A 19,128-nucleotide genomic window follows, 5' to 3' on the forward strand; every position below is an offset into this window, starting at 1 on the left:
GAGCTATCCCTCGTTCCAGTTTCCGTTGATATAAGTGCCGAGGATACGGGAAGGCAACTTCTTGCCCAGGAGCGGGCAGTTGCGGGTCTTGCCCGCAAACATCGAGGAAACGACTTCCGTTTCTGCATCCGGGTCAAGGAGAACCAGACTCGCCTGTCCGCCCTGCTTAAGCGCTGCGGGTTCAATTCCTGCAAGCTGTGCCGGGGCGGTGGAAAGGAGTTCCACCGCGCGCGCGGCGGAAAGCCGCGTGCAGAGCGGTTTCCAGATTGCGGGGAGCGCGACTTCCAGCGAAACCGCTCCCGGCACCGCATCCTCGAAATTCACTTCCTTGTCCTGCCTGAGCACCGGGTCGTGGTTCACGCTGATTGCATTCACGGTTCCCGACTCGAGCCCTTGCCACAAGGCCTCGCGGTCTTCCGCAGAACGGAACGGCATAGGCACGTTGCAGTGCGAGTCGAGGTCGAACAGGCAGCTGTCGTCCAGGAGCAGGTGGTAGATATCCACGTCGCAGGTCACGTCCACGCCCTGCGTGCGCGCACGTTCGATAAGCTTGAGCGTCTCGCCGCAGCTCACCTGCTTCAGATGCACCGGCACCTTCAGGAAGCGCGCCATTTCAAGAATCCGGAACGCTTCCATCGTCTCGGCGATGCGCGGGATTCCCTTCATGCCGAGCGTGTCGGCGAAACTGCCCTCGTGCACGAGCCCGTGGTGGCGGAGCGAGTCATCGAGCGGCATAAAGAAGAAGCGCTTGCCCGTCATGGAACCGTATTCCATCGCAAGGCGCAGGAAGCGCGAACGCGAGCAGTTGTGGTTGCCGTCGCCGAAGCCGACCACACCGCCTTCGGAAAGCTCCACCATTTCGGCGAGGTCCTTGCACTGGTAGCCCATGCTGAACGCGCCCAGGAAGGCGAACGAGAGGCCGCAATTCGCGCTAATCTGCTGGATGGCGGCAAGCTTCAGGGAATCGTCTATGGCGTTCGCGTTGCTTTCGTAAAGGCCGCCGTAGAAGCCGCCACGGCGCATGGCCTCCACACCGTCCTTGAAGGTGTAGATGTCGTCGCGCAGGGGTTCCTTGAAATCGAGCCCGAGGCCGAAGAGCGCCGGGAGGGCGACTGCGCCCTTCGCATCAAATTCAGGTGTCCCTTCGGGTGCGGACGAGGCCCAGGCCCCATCCACGAGGCAAATCTTCGCAGGTTCAGCAATCTTCCCGTCAACAAAGGGGCGGACGTTGTTCAAGACGATATTACGCATTTGCACGACCTCCAGCCAAAAGGTAAAGCACGGCCATTCGCACGGCCACGCCGTTGGTCACCTGGTTCAGGATGACCGAATTTTCTCCGTCGGCAATTTCGCTGTCGAGTTCCACCCCACGGTTGATGGGCCCAGGGTGCATGACCAGCACCTGGTCCTTCACGTTTTCGAGCAGGTCGTGCGTGATGCCGAAGGTGTTGCGGTATTCGCGCATGCTGGGCAACAGGGCATCGTCCATGCGTTCCTTTTGCAGGCGAAGCGCGATAATCGCATCCGCATTTTTCACGGCCTTCTTCACATCGCTTTCCCAGGTGACCTTGTCCATCAGTTCGGTATTGCGGGGGACCAGGGTGCTCGGTCCGCAGAGCGTCACGTGCGCACCCATCGTCGTCATGCCCCAGAGGTTACTGCGGGCCACGCGGCTGTGGCGGATATCGCCCACAATCGTCACGTTCTTGCCTTCGAGGGTTCCGAGCTTTTCTTCGATGGTGAGCATGTCGAGCAGCGCCTGTGTGGGGTGCTCGTGCGCACCGTCGCCCGCGTTCACGATAATCGCATTGCTGTTGTCGGCGAGGAACTTCGGGACGCCCGTCCCCTTGTGGCGGACGACCACGATGTCGATCTTCATGGCCTCGATGTTACGGAGCGTATCGACAAGCGTTTCGCCCTTCTTCACGCTGGAGTTGGAACTCGTGAAGTTCACCGTATCTGCAGAGAGTCGTTTTTCTGCAAGCTCAAAACTCGTGCGGGTGCGGGTGCTGTTCTCGAAGAACAGGTTCACGACCGTCATGCCGCGCAGGCTCGGAACCTTCTTTACCGGGCGTTCCAGAATTTCGCGGAACTGCTTCGCGTTATCGAGAATCATGCGGATATCGTGTTTCGATACCCCGCGCAGTCCAAAAAGGTGTTTAATCTCAAGCGCGCTCACGCTATGCCTCCACTTCTACGAGATAAACGGAATTTTCACTGTCAATGGGTTCAATCATCACGCGGACTTCCTGGTTCTGTGCGGTCTCTACCGTAAGGCCCACGCAGTCCGGGGCAATCGGGAGTTCGCGGTGGCCGCGGTCCACCAGCACGCAGAGCCGGATGGCGGCGGGGCGCCCGAGGTCAAGAATCGCCTGCATGGCGGCACGCACCGAGCGGCCCGTGTAGAGCACGTCGTCCACGAGGATTACCGTCTTGCCTTCCACGGAGGCGGGCATCTCGGTAAAGCGCATCTCGGTAGAGGCGCTGGGCTTGCGGTAGTGGAAGTCGTCGCGGTAGAATGTCGCGTCAAGGCAGCCCATCTCGATGGGCTTGCCGAATTTTTGCGAGAGCCTGTCGCTCAGTTTCTTTGCCAGCGGGATTCCGCGGCTTGCCATGCCGAGGACAATCAGGTTCTCGGCGGAAGGGTGCATTTTCGCAATTTTCGCGGCCATTTCGTCGAGGGCGAATTCCATGGCCTGCGCGGAAAGCAATTCCTGGATACGTTTGCAGTTGTCTTTCATATCGTGTTTTAATCTAGCATTTTTTATAGAAAAAGAGGAAAACCGCACCTTATTTTTGTATATATACAATGCATAGAGAATTAACCTATCAAACACTGGAGTTTACATGTTCAATCAGCTGGATAAACCGCAGCCGGGCGAAACCATCGCCATCATGACCACCAACCACGGAGTAATGAAGCTCCGCCTCTTCGAAGACCGCGTCGGCGAATGCGCCACGAACTTCATCGAACTTGCAAAGCAAGGCAAGTACGACGGTGCCCCCTTCCACCGTATCATCAAGGATTTCATGATCCAGGGCGGCGACTTCACCCGCAGGAACGGCACCGGCGGACACTCCGCCAAGGGCCCGGGCACTACCATCGGCGACAAGTACGACCCGTGCCTCACCCACATGCGCGGCGCCCTCAGCTGGGCAAAGACCGCCATGCCGAACTCCATCGGCAGCCAGTTCTTCATTGTCCACGGCGACAACGTGCACTTTTTGGACCACGACCAGGTGGGCCCCGGCCCGGCTGACGGCTACTCCGTGTTCGGCCAGCTCTACGAAGGCTTCGACGTGCTCGACGATATCGCAAACGTCAAGACCGACCGCCGTGATGCCCCTTACGATGACGTGATTATCGAGTCCGTGACCATCGAGAAGGCGTGATTAGTTATTGGTCATTAGTTATTAGTCATTAGTTCTGTAATTTGGGTCTTCGGCCCCTTTTTCTAGAGCCAGTGACCATTGACTAATGACCAGTGACCTTTTTTTATAATTTTTTTCAAAATTTCCCTTGACACGCCCATTTTTTATTCTATATTTGGTGCACCTTTCGGGGTTATAGCTCAGTTGGTAGAGCGCCTGCATGGCATGCAGGAGGTCAGGAGTTCGACTCTCCTTAGCTCCACGAAAAAGACTCGCTCAAAAGCGGGTCTTTTTTTATACCCGGCCACGCAGGGAAAAACGGAGCCGCCGTAATAAATATGTATCTTTCTCCACATGAATACGGTTTTGAACAAAGTTATATGCTTCGCCCTCGGTTGTGCAGGCATTTCCCTTGCACAGCAGTCCCCCTGCAACGAAGAAACCATGGATGCGTTCGCCTACGAGGACTGCCTCGCTGAACATAACTTGACTGTTCCCGGCGCAGAGGCCAAGCCCGCAAGCGACGGCCCCCGCCTGACGGTACTCGGCGCAAAGCAGCCCCCGTACAGCCCCTTCAACAAGGACGCCTACCTCACCTCGAGTTTCGGCGAAAACCGCGGTACGCGCTACCATGCAGGTTTCGACTTCTCTACGCAAATGGAGGAAGGCTGGGTCGTCTACGCCCCCGAGAACGGAACCGTGACCGAACTGAGCGTATCGCCGTTCATGTACGGGAAACTCATGCTATTCAAGGGCGAAAGCGGCAAGACGTGGGCGTTTGCGCACCAGAGCAGTTTCGGCAAGCTCGACGAGATGGTGATGGCAAAGCAGTACGCCACCAAGAAAAACGACGTGAAACTGAAACCCAACGTGCGCTACAAGAAGGGTGACACGCTCACCTTCGCCGGGAGCAGCGGCATCGGAAACCCGCACCTGCACCTGGAAGTGCGCCTCGACAACGACCGCATCATCAACCCCGTCCTCGCGGGGACTGTCATCAGCGATACCATCGCACCGCAGATTTTCGGGGCAGCCGTATGGCAGGGCAACGAATTCGCGACCACCAGCGCAGAGGCCTTCAGCAAGGGCTGCGCCGTAAACCCCGTAAAGAACGAGTTCCCGCTCCACATGGCAATCAAGATTGCCGACTACAGCCGGGAACCCAAGGACAACCCGATGTCCATCCGCCGCATAGAAGTGTGGCGCTACGACGAGAAGGTCTACAGCAAAACGTACGACACGCTCAGCTACAAGAAGATGATCAACATCAGGGACGAGCTCCTGTGGGCCGAAGAAGCCGACACCGCCGGCGACTGGCACTACATCGGCGCAAGGATTGCCCCGCTTTCCTCGTACCGCCTCGAGGTGGAGGACTTCGCGGGCCACGTCACCACGCGCAAGTTTACGTTGCACCCCAAGTGCAAGGGTAACTCGCAGCTCGCGACCACCCAGTTCCAGACTTCCCCGCTCTACACCTTCCTTGCAAAGCCCATGATCGACCTGTTCCGCTGCGAATCGGGCTACACCTTCAAGGCAATGGGCAGCAAGGACGCGACACTTTCCGAAGACCTTTGCAAGGTGTTCAAGCACAAGCCCACGCTGCTTGCAAAAATCGTGGAGACCTACCCCGACCTGAAGGCAATCCAGTACAGTGCCGACGCGAAGTCCACCGGCAACGGGCGCGAGGTCGACGAGACCATCGCCGTGTTCCCCTTCGGCAAGCACCAGACCAGCATCAACTGGAATACAAAGATTGGCGATATCGCCGTTGGCCAGAAGATTAGCGGCATCCCGGTCGGGCACGATTCCACAATCCGCGTGCTCGCCGTGACACGCACCCGCACCGACAGCGTGGACTACCTGGAATTCCACCCCAAGGGGCTGCAGTTCCGCGGAAAGTGGGACGTGTGCATCGAGAACCCGGACAACCCCGCACCGCTCTACTGGCTGGGCGAAACGAGCCGCAACTGGTTCATATTCAGCAAGCAGAGTTCGGGTAAAAAGCGCTGCGCCAGCACGAACGAACTGCGCGACATCGCAAGCATCCAGAACGACGAGCCCCCGACACTCGGGTTCCCCTACTGGGCAGACGCGATGGCGTTCGGCCTGAACCAGCCCGTGCTCAGGATTCCCCTGATATACAAGTACGACGGCATTCCCGACGGCAACGCAATTAACGTAAAATCGGGCAAGAACTGGATTGCGGCGGAATACGATTCCGAACCGCGCGAAATCGTGATCCTCGCAGAAAAGCTCCCCGATGCAGGCGAAAAAATCAACATCCAGATTCAGGACGAGGCAAAGCACAAGGTAAGCTACGACATCACCATCCCGGAGATGTAGCAAGCCCTTTCAATCCAAGACAAAAACCTCGTTTAGGGATTAAACTGCGCGGCGAACTAGAGTTCGCCGTAATGTGCGAGCGTACGCCGGTTGTTTAACGCCGCGCGCACCAGATCGCGAACGACTCCCCTCATGCGCGGGTAATCGTCCGGATGTATCGCCAGACGGGGAATACCTACCGGCAACCTCATGATAAGCGACCCGAAGGCTACCGCAAGTTTTTCAAGGCTTGCAGGCAGTCCCGCAAAACTTGCCACCGGAGAGGCATAGCGAAAACCCTTCGCCGTCGTGAGGGAAAAACGGTCTTCGTAGAGCATTTTCGCTGCACGCACCTGGCCCGGAAGATGCCGGTTCGAATACCACGTCGGCGGAATAAACGCCGCAGGCAGCGTATGCGTCACGACGCTCGTGGAACCTTCCGCAGAAAAAAGATCGTTCCAAGCCTTAAGGCCGCACTGCAACAGGCGCGAGGATTCGTACTCGCAGAGCCCCGCAAATTCGGCCTCGCCCCCCGTAAGGTTCATGCCCACAAGGCCCATGTAACTGCGTCCCTGGCTGAATTCCGCCTTGTGCTTGTATCCGTGCAGGGCAAGTTCAAAGCCCTCCGATTCCAGTTGCAACAGCGTGTCACGGAACTCGCGCACAGCCTCCGGCGTAGCACCGTCGGTGCAGGGAATCACGAGCAGGCTGAACCCGCGCCCGCAGAGATCCTTGAGCGAGCGGATTTCGGGAACGACCTTCCGGTAATTCCAGATGTTTATATCGTGAAAGCAGAGGAGAAATTTACGGGCCATGCTGTGAAGATAGTAATATTAGACGAGAGAACGTGCCTTCGGTCTTACAGACGAAAGAGGAAAGAGGAAAAATGGCGCTTCACGCAATAAAAAAAGACTAAGATTCTATCGTCTATCGTCTTTTACCTACCGTCTAAAAACTACATTTACCTTACTATGTTCGAATCCATCATCCTCGGCCTCTTGCAGGGCCTCGCCGAATTCCTCCCCATTTCCAGCTCGGGCCATCTCGTACTCGGGCACGAACTTTTAGGCATGAACGAAGCGGGCATGTTCTTCGACATCATGCTCCACGCAGGCACGCTGCTTTCCATCTTCGTGGTATTCCACAAGAAAATCGTGAACATTATCGTGGGTTGCCTGCACCGCGACCGCGACCAGCTGCGCGAAGCGGGCTACATTATCCTGGCCAGCATCCCTACCGCAATGATTGGCCTCGGGTTCAAGGATGTCCTCGAGGGGCTCTTCGAAAATCCGCGCGCCGTATGCGTCGCCGAACTCTTCACGGGCCTGCTCCTGTTCACCTCGCAGTGGGGGCCGACAGGCGCCAAGCATCCGGAAAATGAAGGCGTCAAGATGAACTGGTGGCGAGCGCTCGTGACCGGCGTCGTGCAGGGCATCGCCTGCATCCCGGGCATCAGCCGCAGCGGTTCGACCATCAGCGCCATGATGTTCATGGGCGTGAACCGCAAATACGCGGGCGAATTCAGCTTCCTCATGAGTATCCCCGCCGTCGGTGGCGCGGCCCTCCTCGACTGCATCAAGTGGGCCAAGTGCCAGAGCGCAGAAAAAGTCGCGCAGATGGCCCTCGAGAGCCCCGAAAAGGCGCTCGCCTGCAAGGATGCGGGCAGCTTTACCCCCGAACTCCTCGTGGGTATGGTCGTGTCGTTTATCTTCGGGATTATCGCCCTCAAGTGGCTCATGAACTTCGTGCAGAAGGGCAAGTTCCAGCACTTCGCCTGGTACGTCTGGGCCGTAGGTATCCTCGGGCTGATCTTCCTGTAGTAATTTAGCCGCCCATCGGTACGGAGGATCCTTCCTAAGCCCCTCCCCAACACGCTTAAAAAAAACGGTGCCGCAGGCGCGACACCGTTTCACTATGTCTAATTGATGGAAAGATTATTCCGCGAACAGAGCCGTAGAGAGGTAGCGATCGCCGGTATCCGGGAGAAGCGCGACAATCGTCTTGCCCTTGTTTTCGGGACGCTTCGCGAGTTCCTTTGCAGCCCAGAGAGCCGCACCGGAAGAGATACCCACGAGCACGCCTTCCTTCTTGCCGATTTCGCGGCCGGCTTCGAAGGCAGCCTCGTTCTCGACAGCGATGATTTCGTCGTAGACCTTGGTGTTGAGCGTATCGGGAACGAAGCCCGCGCCAATACCCTGGATCTTGTGGGAGCCCGCGACGCCCTTGCTGAGCACCGGAGAGCTGGCCGGTTCCACAGCCACGACCTTCACGTTCGGGTTCTTGCTCTTGAGGAATTCGCCCACGCCGGTCACGGTACCGCCAGTACCCACGCCCGCCACGAAGATGTCCACCTTACCGTCGGTGTCTTCCCAGATTTCGGGACCGGTAGTGGCCCTGTGGGCGGCCGGGTTGGCCGGGTTCACGAACTGGCCCGGAATGAAGCTGTTCGGGATTTCCTTCGCGAGTTCGTCGGCCTTCGCGATGGCGCCCTTCATGCCCTTCGCGCCTTCGGTCAGCACGAGTTCGGCACCGTAGGCCTTCATCAGCTGGCGACGTTCCACGCTCATGGTCTCGGGCATCACGATGATGATGCGGTAACCGCGGGCGGCGGCGACAGAAGCAAGGCCGATGCCGGTGTTGCCCGAAGTCGGCTCGATGATGACGGAACCGGCCTTGAGCTTACCGCTCTTCTCGGCGTCGTCGAGCATCGCTTTGGCGATACGGTCCTTCACGGAACCTGCGGGGTTGAAGTATTCGAGCTTAGCCAAGATCTTTGCTTCGAGATTGTTCGAGGCTTCGACGTGAGTGAGTTCGAGGAGGGGGGTGTGACCAACAAGCTGGTCGGCGGAGGTGTAAATCTTAGACATTTTGAAATTCCTTTTTTTTGTGATCCCCGCTAGTGCGCGTAGCCATCAGAGCGGGGATCTTGTTTAAAATTTTGTTGATGTTAAGCCGCGGTCGACGGCCCGAATGAAAAGCCTACTACCAGGGCTAACATCGAACAGAATTAAGGTAAAGTCCGTACATACTATAATTCCTTAGATGGCGTTCAGTGCCTGGTCGAGGTCGTTGATGATGTCCTCGTAGTGTTCCGTACCGATGGAGAGGCGGATTGTGGCGGGGCTGATGCCCGCGGCGGCGAGTTCTTCCGGAGTGAGCTCGGAGTGAGTCGTCGTGTAGGGGTGCACCACCAGGCTCTTCACGTCGGCGACGTTCGCGAGCAGGCTGAAAATCTTGAGGCTGTCGATGAACTTGAACGCTTCGGCCTGGCCACCCTTCACGTCGAACGTGAAGATGGAGCCGCCACCGTTCGGGAAGTAGCGTTCGTAGAGCTTGTGGTCCGGATGGTCGGCAAAGCTCGGGTGGTTGACTTTCGCGACCTTCGGGTGCTTCACGAGGAACTCGAGAACCTTCTTGGTGTTTTCCACGTGGCGGTCGAGGCGGAGCGAAAGCGTTTCCGTGCCCTGCAACAGAAGGAACGCATTGAACGGAGAAATCGCGGCACCTTCGTCACGCAGGAGAATGGCGCGGATGTAGACGATGTAGGCAGCGGCGCCGGCAGCGGCCGTGAAAGGCACGCCGTAGCTAGGGTTCGTCTCGGTAAACTGCGGGAACTTGCCGCTGGCAGCCCAGTCGAACTTGCCACCGTCAACGATGACACCGCCGAGAGTCGTGCCGTGACCGCCGATGAACTTCGTGGCAGAATGGATCACGATGTCGGCGCCATGTTCCAGCGGGCGAATCAAATAAGGCGTACCGAAGGTATTGTCGATGAGCACCGGAATCCCCCGCTTGTGGGCAATTTCAGAAATCGCCTCGATATCCGGGATATCGGAATGCGGGTTGCCGAGCGTCTCGATGAGCACGAGCTTCGTGTTTTCCTTGATGGAAGATTCGACTTCCTTCAGGTCGCGGGTATTCACGAAGGTCGTCTCGATGCCGAACGGACGGAGCGTATGTTCCAGGAGGTTGTAGGTACCGCCGTAAATGGTGCGCTGGGCAACCACGTGGTCACCCTTGCGGGCGAGAGCCGTGATGGCGTAAGTGAGGGCTGCTGCGCCAGAAGCGACGGCAAGGCCAGCGATACCGCCTTCGAGGGCAGCGATGCGCTTTTCAAAGACATCCTGAGTGGTGTTGGTGAGGCGGCCGTAAATGTTGCCCGCATCCTTCAGGTGGAAACGGTCAGAGGCGTGCTGAGCGTTATGGAAAACGTAGGAGGTGGTCTGGTATATAGGGACTGCGCGGGAATCGGTTGCGGGGTCTGCCTGTTCCTGGCCAACATGGAGCTGAAGAGTTTCGAAGTGGAGCTTGTTCTGAGTAGTCATGTATAAAATTCCTTTTTTCTGTTTTGCCATCCCCGTGCGGGATGCTTGTTAAATAGTGCCCCTTTATTTCAAGCCGGGGCCCAGCCTGGCGGATTTAAGCTCCGCGAGCCTCACTTAGGGTACACATTCGATATTTCATAAGCTATCCTGCCTTCGCGACTCTATCGCCTTGCTGTTTCTAGGTTTTAAAGTTTCTGGGCGGCATTTCCGCCCGACGGAGAGTAAATTAGAACCATTTCCCCACCTTTTCAATAGGAAAATAAGCCGGCATATAAGAATTTTGCTTACATTTTTCTTACTAATAGATTTTACCTATAACTGTTTATAAGACAAAGGAGGTGAACATAAAAAAAGGAGGGTTGCACCCTCCTTAAATACTTGGCTTAGCCTACAGTCCGCAGTTCCAGGACTTTCCTGCAGGCACCTTCCCCTTGGCTTCGGGAGTATTGCGCAGGAACTGGTCGAGCTTGACGCTATCCAGGTAATTCTTGATAAGGGAACTGAGCTCTTTCCATACCGGGAGCGTTGCGCAAATATCGGCGCGGTCGCAAGAATTCTTTTCGTCATCCAGGCACGCGACCGGCGCGACGGACGTTTCTACAAGCGAAAGGATTTGCCACACGCTACATTCCGCAGGGTCGCAGTCAAGCTTGTAACCGCCCGCCTTTCCGCGGGCACCCGCCAGCAACTTGCCTCGCACCAGCGCACCCAAGATGCCTTCGAGATACTTTTCCGACAAGCCTTCCTTCTCGGCCAGTTCCTGCAACTTCACGTACTCGTCCTTGTCGTGCTGGGCAAGGTCGATCATCACGCGAAGAGCATATCTGCCTTTAGTAGAAATACGCATGTCTTTATCTCGAGCCGAACTTCCTAGTACGTGCCAAGCAGGCTACGGACCTTCTCCATCATGGCCTTGGACTTCACGCGGGCCTTCTCCTTGCCATACGCGAGAATCTTGTCGATTTCCTCGGTGTGGTTCAGCAGGTAGAAGTACTTTTCGCGGGCAGCACCCAAGTGTTCTTCGAGAACGTTCTGGAGTTCCTGCTTCGCATGTCCCCAGCCCATGCCACCGGCGCGGTAGCGGGCAGCGAGAGCCTCGGTCTGTTCCGGAGTCGCGAAGAGTTTGTACAACTTAAACACGTTGCAGGTATCGGGATCCTTCGGTTCCTCGATGCCCTGGGAGTTCGTCACAATCTTGCCAATCTTCTTCTTGAGGGCCTTGCTCTCGAGGAAGATGTCGATAACGTTGTCGTAAGACTTGCTCATCTTGCGGCCATCGAGACCCGGGATGATGCCGGTCGTTTCCTGGAACACCGGTTCAGGAATGGTGAACACGTCCTGCCCAAAATGCTTGTTGAACTTGATGGCGATATCGCGGGCGAATTCCACGTGTTGTTTCTGGTCCTTGCCCACGGGCACGATGTCAGCGCTGAACATCAGGATGTCTGCATCCATCAGGCACGGGTAGCAGTAGAGGCCCATGTTCACGTTCGCATCCGGGTCCTCGCCGGCGGCTTCGTTCTTCGCGACCTTGTCCTTGTAGGCGTGGGCGCGGTTCATAAATCCCTTCGGCGTAAAGCAACTGAGTGCCCAGCTGAGTTCGAATATTTCGGGAATGTCGCTCTGCTTGTAGAACAGGCCCTCTTCGGGGTTGAGTCCCAGCGCAAGCCACGTCGCCGCAATCTTGTAGATGTTCGCGCGCATCTCGGCACCGTTCTGCACGGTGGTAAGGGCGTGGTAGTCGGCGATAAAGTAGACCGTATCGTAGGTCTTGGAAAGTTCAAGAGCGGGGCGGATGGCGCCCAGGTAGTTGCCTAAATGCGGCGTGCCGGTGGGCTTGATGCCCGTAAGGGAAATCTTTTTCATGAGCGCAAATATAGCAAGATTTGCAGGACGGCCAAAATCTATACGTGTTATTTATTTAAATTTATAGAAAATGATGCAGAACGAAAAATACATACTTGTAGATAACGAAGAAAGTCTTGCAAACCTTGTTGCGGACCTCGAACTCTACGATATGGCGGCCGTCGATACCGAGGCCGATTCCATGCACCATTACCATGCAAGGCTCTGCCTCATCCAGATTACCATCGGCGAACACCACTATATCGTGGACCCTCTCTGCGGAGTCGACATTTCTCCCCTGTTTTCCACGAAGGCGATGCAGACCGTCATTTTCCACGGTGCGGACTACGACCTCCGCCTGCTCTGGCAAGCCTACCAGTACTCCCCCAAGAGCATCTTCGACACGATGCTTGCCGCAAAGTTCCTGGGAGCGCAGCATCTCGGACTAGCCGACCTCGTGCGCGAGAACTTCGGCGACGAACTGAAGAAAGAAAACCAGCGCGCCGACTGGACCATAAGGCCCCTGCCGCTCGAAATGTGCGAATACGCCATCCACGACACGTTCTACCTGCACGAACTGTGCGCCATCCTTTCAGAAAAGCTGATTGCGGCCGGGCGCATGGGCTGGCTCATGGAGCAGTGCAACGCCCTAATCGAGCACGCAAAGATGCCGAGCGAAAGGACCCGCGAGCAGTGGAGACTCACCGGTTCAAGCCTCTTCAACCCCTGCAGCCTGAATATTCTCAAGCATCTCTGGGAATGGCGCGAGACCCAGGCCGAAGCCATGGACCGCCCGCCCTACAAGGTAATGCCCGCAGAACTCATGCTCGCCATCGTGCGGGCAATGAACGCTCACTATCCCGAAATCAAGATCGAGAACCTGCCCAAGCTGCCCCGCAACTTCAGGGACGAACGTCTTGATTCGTTCAAGGCGATGCTCGAGAGCGCAGTCGCCACTCCGGAAAGCGAATGGCCCGAACGCCTGCCCAAGGCGCCTCCCCCGCCGGTCATCCCGCACTCGGAACTTCTCGCCGCCCTCAAGATATGGCGCGACGAGGAAGCCGCAAAACTCAAACTTGACCCGTCCCTCCTTGCCAACAAGGGGCAACTCATCTGGCTCGCCGCTCCCGGCGACATGCCCTGGGAAGTACGCTACAACGAGGCGCACCTGATGGAATGGCAAAAGAAAATCTGGAACGGAATCCTCCGCGAAAAGCTCCCTTCTGCAAAACGTATCGGCGAGGACTAGCATGAACATGGTCACCGCCTTTGTCGCAATCATCCTCGTGATGCTCGTATTCGGGAGCAGCCAGATTGTGGAACTCGTGCTCAAGAAGCGTCGCGAAAAACGGGGCGAAGACATCATCAGGGACCCGTGGACGGAGATTCACGAAATTCCCGGTTACAGGAACTCAAGGAACATCGCCGCGTTCTACCCGCTCAAGGGCGAGGCAAACATCATGCCCATCCTCGAGGAACTCGCGCTCGAGGGCAGGCTCCTTCTCCCGCGATGCGAGGGAGAAGGCATCATGAATTTCTACAAGGTAAATAGCCTGCGCAAGGACCTCGCGAAAGGACACTTCGGAATCATGGAACCGCGCGAAGGGCTCGAAAAATTCGAAGGCGAAATCCCCATATTCCTCGTTCCGGGCACAAAGTTCAACTGGGACGGATGCCGCGTAGGGCACGGCAAGGGCTACTACGACAGGTTTCTCGCCAAGTACCCCAAGTCATACAAGGCGGGCATCGCCACCCCGGCACAGATATCGCAGGAGCCCCTCCCGCAAAAGGAAACCGACATCCGGATGGACGTGATTATCGCCTGCAAGGAACGGTACTAAAAAGCAAACACAACAAAACGGAGCATTTCAATGGGTTTCAACAATGACGGCAACCGTCGCGGTTTCAGCAGCGACCGCAGGCAAGAATTCGGATACGAGCGCCGGTTCGAAAAGAGGTTCGACAACCGTGGCGAGAAAAGTTTCGACAGGCGTCCGCCTGCAGAAAAAGTCGTCACCGCCATGGGCGATGCCGACGCCAAGCCCCAGGTCGCGGTCGGCGGCATCAAGGAAGTCACCGACGTGCTTACCAAGGAACCACTGAAGGTCCACCGCGTGCTCTTCATGCACCAGTCCGGAAACCCGAAACTCTACGAACTGCAGAAACTCGCAAAGAAGGCGCACGTTCACGTGCAGCAGGTCGACGGTAAAATCCTTGACAGCTACGCGCGCCCGAACCAGGGTGTAGTCGCCCTCATGAACGAGAAGGAACTTCTCGGCTGGCTCGACGTGCGCGAGGAACTGTTCGCCGCAAAGGAAAAGGGCGAGAAGAAACTCATCGCAGTCGCGACAAACATCGAGGACCCGCGCAACCTCGGGGCATGCATCCGCAGTTGCCTCGCCCTCGGGGTCGACCTGTTCCTGATACCCGCGAAGGGAATGTGCGGGATTACCCCGAGCGTCGCCCGCACGTCTGCCGGCGCGCTCGAGAAGATGCGCGTATGCAGGCCCGACAACCTCGAGGCCGCCATCGGTGAACTCAAGATGGCCGGCTACCAGGTCGTAGGCCTTGACGCCGATACCGAAACAAACCTCGCCGACTACAAGTTCGCAGACCAGGTCGTTATCGCCGTCGGCGGCGAAGACGTAGGCCTCCCGCCGTTCGTGAAAAAGCAATGCGACGCCATCCTCCGCATCCCGATGATGCCCGAGGCCCATTCCTACAACGCGTCCGTGGCCCTCTCGCTCGGGCTATACGAATTCGCGAGACTCCGCATCAAGGCATAGGGCCAACGCGCCGCCGGCAAAAAATTATCTTGAAACCATAGACAGCACAGAGGTCTCTTATGGAAAGCGCAAGAAAAATCATCAACACGTTCCTCAAGACGAAGTACAGCCCGAACGAACTGAAGGGCGAACTCTTCAAGGTGGGCGAAGCCGCCAAGGAAGAGGGCTGGACCTTCATGGACGCGAGTTTCCAGCTTGGCGGAAAGGCCCGCGACGAAGGGCTTTCTCCGGACGAAGTTGAACAGATCCTCCGCCGCGCTTTCTCCTCCGAGAAGCGTTCCTCCGAACGCGAAGAAACCCCTGCCGCACCCGCAGCACCCGCTGCCGCTGCGCAGGCGGAACCTGCCGCCATGGCAGCCCCGGTAAAACCCGCGATAATATCGCCGCTTTCTACCGGCATGATTTCGATGGAGCAGATGCTTGCGCTCGGCCTCGACACGCAGTCCATGGAACTGTTGCAGAACTTCAAGATCGACCCCGAAGCGCTTTCCATCCCGTGGCCTGCAGCCGACTGGCGCAAGGACCTCGCGAAGCTCCTGGACATCGCCTTCGAGACCGACGAGACCATCGAGTTCAAGATTTCAGACACGCCGAACGCGACGTCGGAACTCGTGTCGAACATCGTGGGCCGCGACGACGCCATCAAGAAGATAATGAAGAGCCTCGACAGCCAGGAAGGCGCGCTCATCTGCGTGAACGCGACCAAGGGCGGGGCCGACGCCGGCGACGAAAGCTGGCGCTACCGCTACGCCGTCATCGACAACCCGAAGATGTCCTTAGCCAAGCAGCTCGCCTACTACAAGGCATTGAACCTCCCGTGCGCCGCCCTCGTGAACACAGGCGCAAACTCCGTGCAGGCGTGGGTAAAAATTGGCGCGAACGACCGCGAGGAATACGACGAGCGCATTGACTTCCTGTTCAAGACGCTCGACTCCCAGGGATTCAAGGTGGACGCCTCCAACAGGAGCCCCACCATGATGGCCCGCATGCCGGGCGTGCTCCGTGGTGGCAAGCAGCAATACCTCATCGGCACCGAACAGGGCGCGAAGAACTTCAAGGAATGGAAGGAATGGGTCGAGTACTCCCTCGACGGCAAGCCGCTTATCGAACTTGCCAGCGACAGCGAGGAACCGCCGAAAAAGGACGCAAGCATTATCGAGAACATGCTGCGCGCAGGCGAATTCTTCCTGTTCCAGGCTCCGCCCAAGAGCGGAAAGTCGCTCGCCCTCATGGACATGGCGCTTTCCATCTGCTACGGCGAGGACTGGTTCGGCAATTCCACTTCTTCCAACGACGTGCTGTTCATCAACTTCGAACTCACGAAGTCCGTATTCCTGAACCGCCTGCACCTGCTCGGCAACAAGCGCGGGCTCAACGCGAGCACCCCGAAGTTCGGCTTCCTGAACCTGCGCGGTACGGCTCTCTCCCCGCTCGAAACCGCACAGCTTATCGCAAAGAGAATCGAGGGCGCCAAGAAACTCGAGAATCACGACTACCGCGTGGTGGTCATCGACCCGATATCCGCCGTGCTCCACAACCCGAAGTCCATGCGACTCACCGGCTCGCCGCACCAGATTCTGATGCAGATGGTCGATACCATCATCGCGCTTACCGGGTGTGCAGTCGTTACCGCATGCAATAACGACGAGTACCCGTATCTCGAATCCCGCGCCGACAGCGTCATATCGCTTTCACCGGTGGAAGGCGGCCTGAACCTGTTCCAGATAAACGGCTCGTTCCGCAAATTCCCGAAGATGCTCTCACGCGAATGCTCGTGGATTTACCCGCGGTTCCTCGTATAGTTACAAAGAGTTCTAGCAAATGTTCGACAGACAAAAGAAATACTCCACTCGCGCTCCCAAGAAGCTTGTCGCAGGCAGGTTCCACAGCGCTCCCGCAAAGTCCGTCCCCGAAAAGGACTCTGCAGCGAAGAAGGCTACCCCCGTACGCAGGGTCCTTCCGTTCGAAGAAATCAAACGGCAGCTTACGGCATGGGCCGAAGACAACCGCATTCCCGGAAAGTTCCAGGCTTGGTTTACCAAGGAACCCGCGAACGACCACTGCGACTGGCGCATACTGAACAAGCTCGTGAACAACCACGAATCGCTCGTGCTCGACGCCCCCGCACGCGACATAGATGCACCCGCAGTAGTGAAGAACGTTTTCGACCAGCTGCACAAGGACCACCTGCACACGCTCAAGAAGGCTCTGCGCCAAATCTGGTTCAGGGCCACCGGCGACGGACGCTACGCGCTCCTCGTGCAGGCGAACATCCACGGGCGCAATTCCGGCCACGAGATAAAGTCGTTTATCGAATTTTTGCAGCACAACTGCCCGCAGGTCATCAGCTGCCACCAGGTGCAGTGCACGCCGAACCACCTGTTTGACCCCGCCCTCCTGCAGAACACGCGCGTCGACGTGAAGGCCGCGTTCGGGAGCGCGTTCATGCCCATCGCGGGCACGGGCCTTTCCATGCACGTGCTGGACTGGGCCCCCAGAATGAAGGACGCGTGGCTGGAACTCCCCCTCCGTATCAAGGACGCAGTCCACCCCGCGAAAGGCGACCGCTTCTTCGAGTTCTACAGCGCATCGGGCTACGTTTCCGCAAGCCTCGCCCAGGACTTCGAGCAGGTCGAATCCCTCGACTGTCGCGAGACCGCGATGGAATCCGCAAAGATGAACGCGCGCAGCCTTGCAGGCAACAACATGCGTTTCCACCGCAGCCACCTGGACCGCGCCTTCCTCGAAAAGTTCTTCGGACAGCGCGACAACGAGGGCAAGTGGACATTCTATCTCAACGAACCCGAGGCAGAACCCATCACGAGCGACCTCGTGCAGGCCATCGCCGCCTCGCGCCCCGAACGCATCCTGTTGCAGGTGACCGACCTCGAGAACGCCGCAAAGCAAATCAAGCGGTTCCGAGCCGAGGGCTACATGCTCCGCAAGAACATCCCGCTCTACCTGGAACCGGGCAGCGGCAAGTTCGAGCTGCTCATGCTGTTCGTGCCCGACCGGGCGGGTCTTTTGGGCGGATTTGCGGCCCAGAACGGCCAAAAACGCTCCGTCAAGCGCCCCCAGGAGCGCATTTCGGGCAAAAATCAGGCCGATATACCCCATTTTGTGCAAAAAAAGAGTACTCCCAGGGCAAGAAAAGATTAAATTATAAGCAGTTAACTCGTTTTCATTCAAAGGGTTACAAGGTTTTCTATGAATTTCTTCAAGTGTGCGACAATCACCCTCGGACTTTCGGCCCTGGTCGTTTCCGCCTACGTGGTCAAGGAAGGCGACACCCTCTGGGACCTGAGCGACGAATACCTGCACGACCCGTTCGCCTGGCCCGACCTCTGGGAAAACAACAGGCACATCCAGGACCCCCACTGGATTTATCCCGGCGATTCCATCTACCTGGGCGACAGCGTACGCGAAGAACCGGTAATGCAGATCCCGGCCGACAAGAAGAAATACCCCTGCAAGGCGGCTGTAGCCGATTCTAACCTCCCGAAGGGCAAGGGCTACCAGATCCAGAGCGTCGGCTGCGACGAGAACGACGAACGCAACGGCGAATTCGAGAACATGCTCGGCAACCTCCGCGACAAGGACAAGAAGCAGAAGAAAAAGAAACAGGAAGCGGATTCCTACTACTACAAGAAGCGCCCCGAGCCGAAGATTTTCAACGGCTACTACCAGATTCTCGCCCCTGAAATCTACACGCTCGATTCCCTGAAGAACGACAGCAGCTTTATCTCCATCCGTTCCGGCGAAAAGAAGGAACCCATCCTGCACATTCCCGAAATGGAAGTGGTCGTGGGCATCGGCAAGAAGACCTACCCGAATCTCAAGAAGGGTGACCTCGTAGAAATTCTCGACGCGAAGAAGATTGAAGTGCCGGCCCGCAGTGGCGGTTTCGAGAAGTTCGCGCTCCTCAAGCTTTCGGGCGTTGCAAAGATTGTCGCCATCGGTGACACGCTTTCTCGCGCGATGATCATGCAGAGCTTCCGCGAAATCAAGATTAACCAGTCGAAGGCCCGCCTCAAGCAGCCGATAAGCCCCATCAACGTTACCGGCTATGGCGACGTTCCCGAGTCCAACATCGATTCCATGGCGCAGATCCGCTACGCGATGGACCCGATGCTCATCATCGGCAGCTATTCCTACGTGCTTATCGACAAGGGCGCCGAACAGGGTTACGGTACGGGCGACGCCATCGCCATCTGGGAAGCCGACAAGTCCGACGCCTCCATCCCGCCGCGCCTGCTCGGCAGGGGCATAATTGCACGCGCATCGCAAAACGAAGCGGCAGTGCTTGTCCGCGAAGCCTATTCCAACAACCGCCGCATCGAAACCGGCCACAGGGTCTCCGTGACCCACAAGGCGAACATAGCCAAGTGACAAAGGCTCTCCTCATCACGGCAGGTCTTGCCCTCTCGCTCTCGATGCTGCTCATGGCAAGTTGCGTCCTGGTACTTCTATTCCCAAGT

The 19,128-nt window shown here is 57.4% G+C and carries 17 protein-coding genes and 1 tRNA gene; 10 read left to right on the forward strand and 8 right to left on the reverse strand.

Annotated elements, in window-relative coordinates; genetic code table 11:
• Positions 1-3 precede the first annotated feature (3 nt).
• From BUA44_RS03770 to pyrR, 3 genes are read right to left on the reverse strand one after another with little or no spacing between them, the layout of a single operon-like run.
• Positions 4-1,251, reverse strand: coding sequence for a dihydroorotase (locus BUA44_RS03770; protein WP_072808721.1), 1,248 nt, complete (start codon positions 1,249-1,251; stop codon positions 4-6).
• On the reverse strand, positions 1,244-2,179 hold the full coding sequence (locus BUA44_RS03775) for an aspartate carbamoyltransferase catalytic subunit (RefSeq protein WP_072808723.1): 936 nt from the start codon (positions 2,177-2,179) through the stop codon (positions 1,244-1,246). Before BUA44_RS03775 ends, BUA44_RS03770 begins: the two co-directional genes overlap by 8 nt.
• A gap of 1 nt (position 2,180) precedes the next feature.
• A complete protein-coding gene (gene pyrR / locus BUA44_RS03780; RefSeq protein ID WP_072808725.1) occupies positions 2,181-2,741 on the reverse strand; it encodes a bifunctional pyr operon transcriptional regulator/uracil phosphoribosyltransferase PyrR in 561 nt (186 codons plus the stop codon).
• Between the two features lie 106 nt (positions 2,742-2,847).
• Here pyrR and BUA44_RS03785 point away from each other — a divergent pair, with 106 nt between their 5' ends.
• The 3 genes from BUA44_RS03785 (at position 2,848) to BUA44_RS03795 (ending at position 5,715) form a co-directional block, all read left to right on the forward strand.
• Positions 2,848-3,393, forward strand: coding sequence for a peptidylprolyl isomerase (locus tag BUA44_RS03785; RefSeq protein WP_072808727.1), 546 nt, complete (start codon positions 2,848-2,850; stop codon positions 3,391-3,393).
• A 168-nt stretch (positions 3,394-3,561) separates the two neighbouring features.
• A tRNA-Ala gene (locus tag BUA44_RS03790) sits at positions 3,562-3,634 on the forward strand.
• A gap of 92 nt (positions 3,635-3,726) precedes the next feature.
• On the forward strand, positions 3,727-5,715 hold the full coding sequence (locus BUA44_RS03795; protein WP_072808729.1) for a M23 family metallopeptidase: 1,989 nt from the start codon (positions 3,727-3,729) through the stop codon (positions 5,713-5,715).
• A 56-nt stretch (positions 5,716-5,771) separates the two neighbouring features.
• Here the strand turns inward: BUA44_RS03795 and BUA44_RS03800 are convergent, their stop codons facing one another.
• Entirely contained in the window at positions 5,772-6,509 is a 738-nt protein-coding gene (locus BUA44_RS03800; protein WP_072808731.1) for a DUF2334 domain-containing protein, read from the reverse strand.
• Between the two features lie 156 nt (positions 6,510-6,665).
• Between BUA44_RS03800 and BUA44_RS03805 the strand changes: the two genes are divergently transcribed.
• Positions 6,666-7,514 carry an undecaprenyl-diphosphate phosphatase gene (locus tag BUA44_RS03805; RefSeq protein WP_072808733.1) on the forward strand — a complete coding sequence of 283 codons (849 nt, stop codon included), beginning with the start codon at positions 6,666-6,668 and terminating at the stop codon, positions 7,512-7,514.
• A 114-nt stretch (positions 7,515-7,628) separates the two neighbouring features.
• Here BUA44_RS03805 and cysK read toward each other — a convergent pair whose 3' ends face one another.
• The 4 genes from cysK to trpS form a co-directional block, all read right to left on the reverse strand.
• Positions 7,629-8,561 (reverse strand): cysteine synthase A, encoded by a 933-nt coding sequence (gene cysK, locus BUA44_RS03810; RefSeq protein ID WP_072808735.1) that lies wholly within the window; start codon positions 8,559-8,561, stop codon positions 7,629-7,631.
• 171 nt (positions 8,562-8,732) lie between these two features.
• Positions 8,733-10,019 (reverse strand): O-acetylhomoserine aminocarboxypropyltransferase/cysteine synthase family protein, encoded by a 1,287-nt coding sequence (locus tag BUA44_RS03815; protein ID WP_072808738.1) that lies wholly within the window; start codon positions 10,017-10,019, stop codon positions 8,733-8,735.
• A 388-nt stretch (positions 10,020-10,407) separates the two neighbouring features.
• Positions 10,408-10,866, reverse strand: a complete 459-nt coding sequence (locus BUA44_RS03820) for an RrF2 family transcriptional regulator (RefSeq protein ID WP_072808740.1) — start codon at positions 10,864-10,866, stop codon at positions 10,408-10,410.
• A gap of 23 nt (positions 10,867-10,889) precedes the next feature.
• Positions 10,890-11,885, reverse strand: coding sequence for a tryptophan--tRNA ligase (gene trpS, locus BUA44_RS03825; RefSeq protein ID WP_072808743.1), 996 nt, complete (start codon positions 11,883-11,885; stop codon positions 10,890-10,892).
• 70 nt (positions 11,886-11,955) lie between these two features.
• On the opposite strand from trpS, the gene BUA44_RS03830 reads away from it, so the two are divergent.
• Genes BUA44_RS03830 through BUA44_RS03855 form a run of 6 tightly spaced genes read left to right on the forward strand, consistent with a single transcriptional unit; the run spans position 11,956 to position 19,039 of the window.
• Complete coding sequence (locus BUA44_RS03830; protein ID WP_072808745.1) at positions 11,956-13,113, forward strand: ribonuclease D; 1,158 nt, start codon at positions 11,956-11,958, stop codon at positions 13,111-13,113.
• 1 nt (position 13,114) lies between these two features.
• Positions 13,115-13,705 carry a 5-formyltetrahydrofolate cyclo-ligase gene (locus BUA44_RS03835; protein WP_255370450.1) on the forward strand — a complete coding sequence of 197 codons (591 nt, stop codon included), beginning with the start codon at positions 13,115-13,117 and terminating at the stop codon, positions 13,703-13,705.
• Positions 13,706-13,735: 30 nt separating this feature from the next.
• Positions 13,736-14,650, forward strand: coding sequence for a TrmH family RNA methyltransferase (locus BUA44_RS03840; RefSeq protein WP_072808747.1), 915 nt, complete (start codon positions 13,736-13,738; stop codon positions 14,648-14,650).
• Positions 14,651-14,709: 59 nt separating this feature from the next.
• Positions 14,710-16,452, forward strand: a complete 1,743-nt coding sequence (locus BUA44_RS03845) for an AAA family ATPase (protein WP_072808749.1) — start codon at positions 14,710-14,712, stop codon at positions 16,450-16,452.
• A 19-nt stretch (positions 16,453-16,471) separates the two neighbouring features.
• Entirely contained in the window at positions 16,472-17,809 is a 1,338-nt protein-coding gene (locus BUA44_RS03850; protein ID WP_072808751.1) for a hypothetical protein, read from the forward strand.
• A 48-nt stretch (positions 17,810-17,857) separates the two neighbouring features.
• Complete coding sequence (locus BUA44_RS03855) at positions 17,858-19,039, forward strand: LysM peptidoglycan-binding domain-containing protein (RefSeq protein ID WP_072808753.1); 1,182 nt, start codon at positions 17,858-17,860, stop codon at positions 19,037-19,039.
• The last annotated feature ends 89 nt before the right edge of the window (positions 19,040-19,128 follow it).

Source organism: Fibrobacter sp. UWR3, from assembly GCF_900143055.1.
Taxonomy (GTDB): Bacteria; Fibrobacterota; Fibrobacteria; order Fibrobacterales; family Fibrobacteraceae; genus Fibrobacter.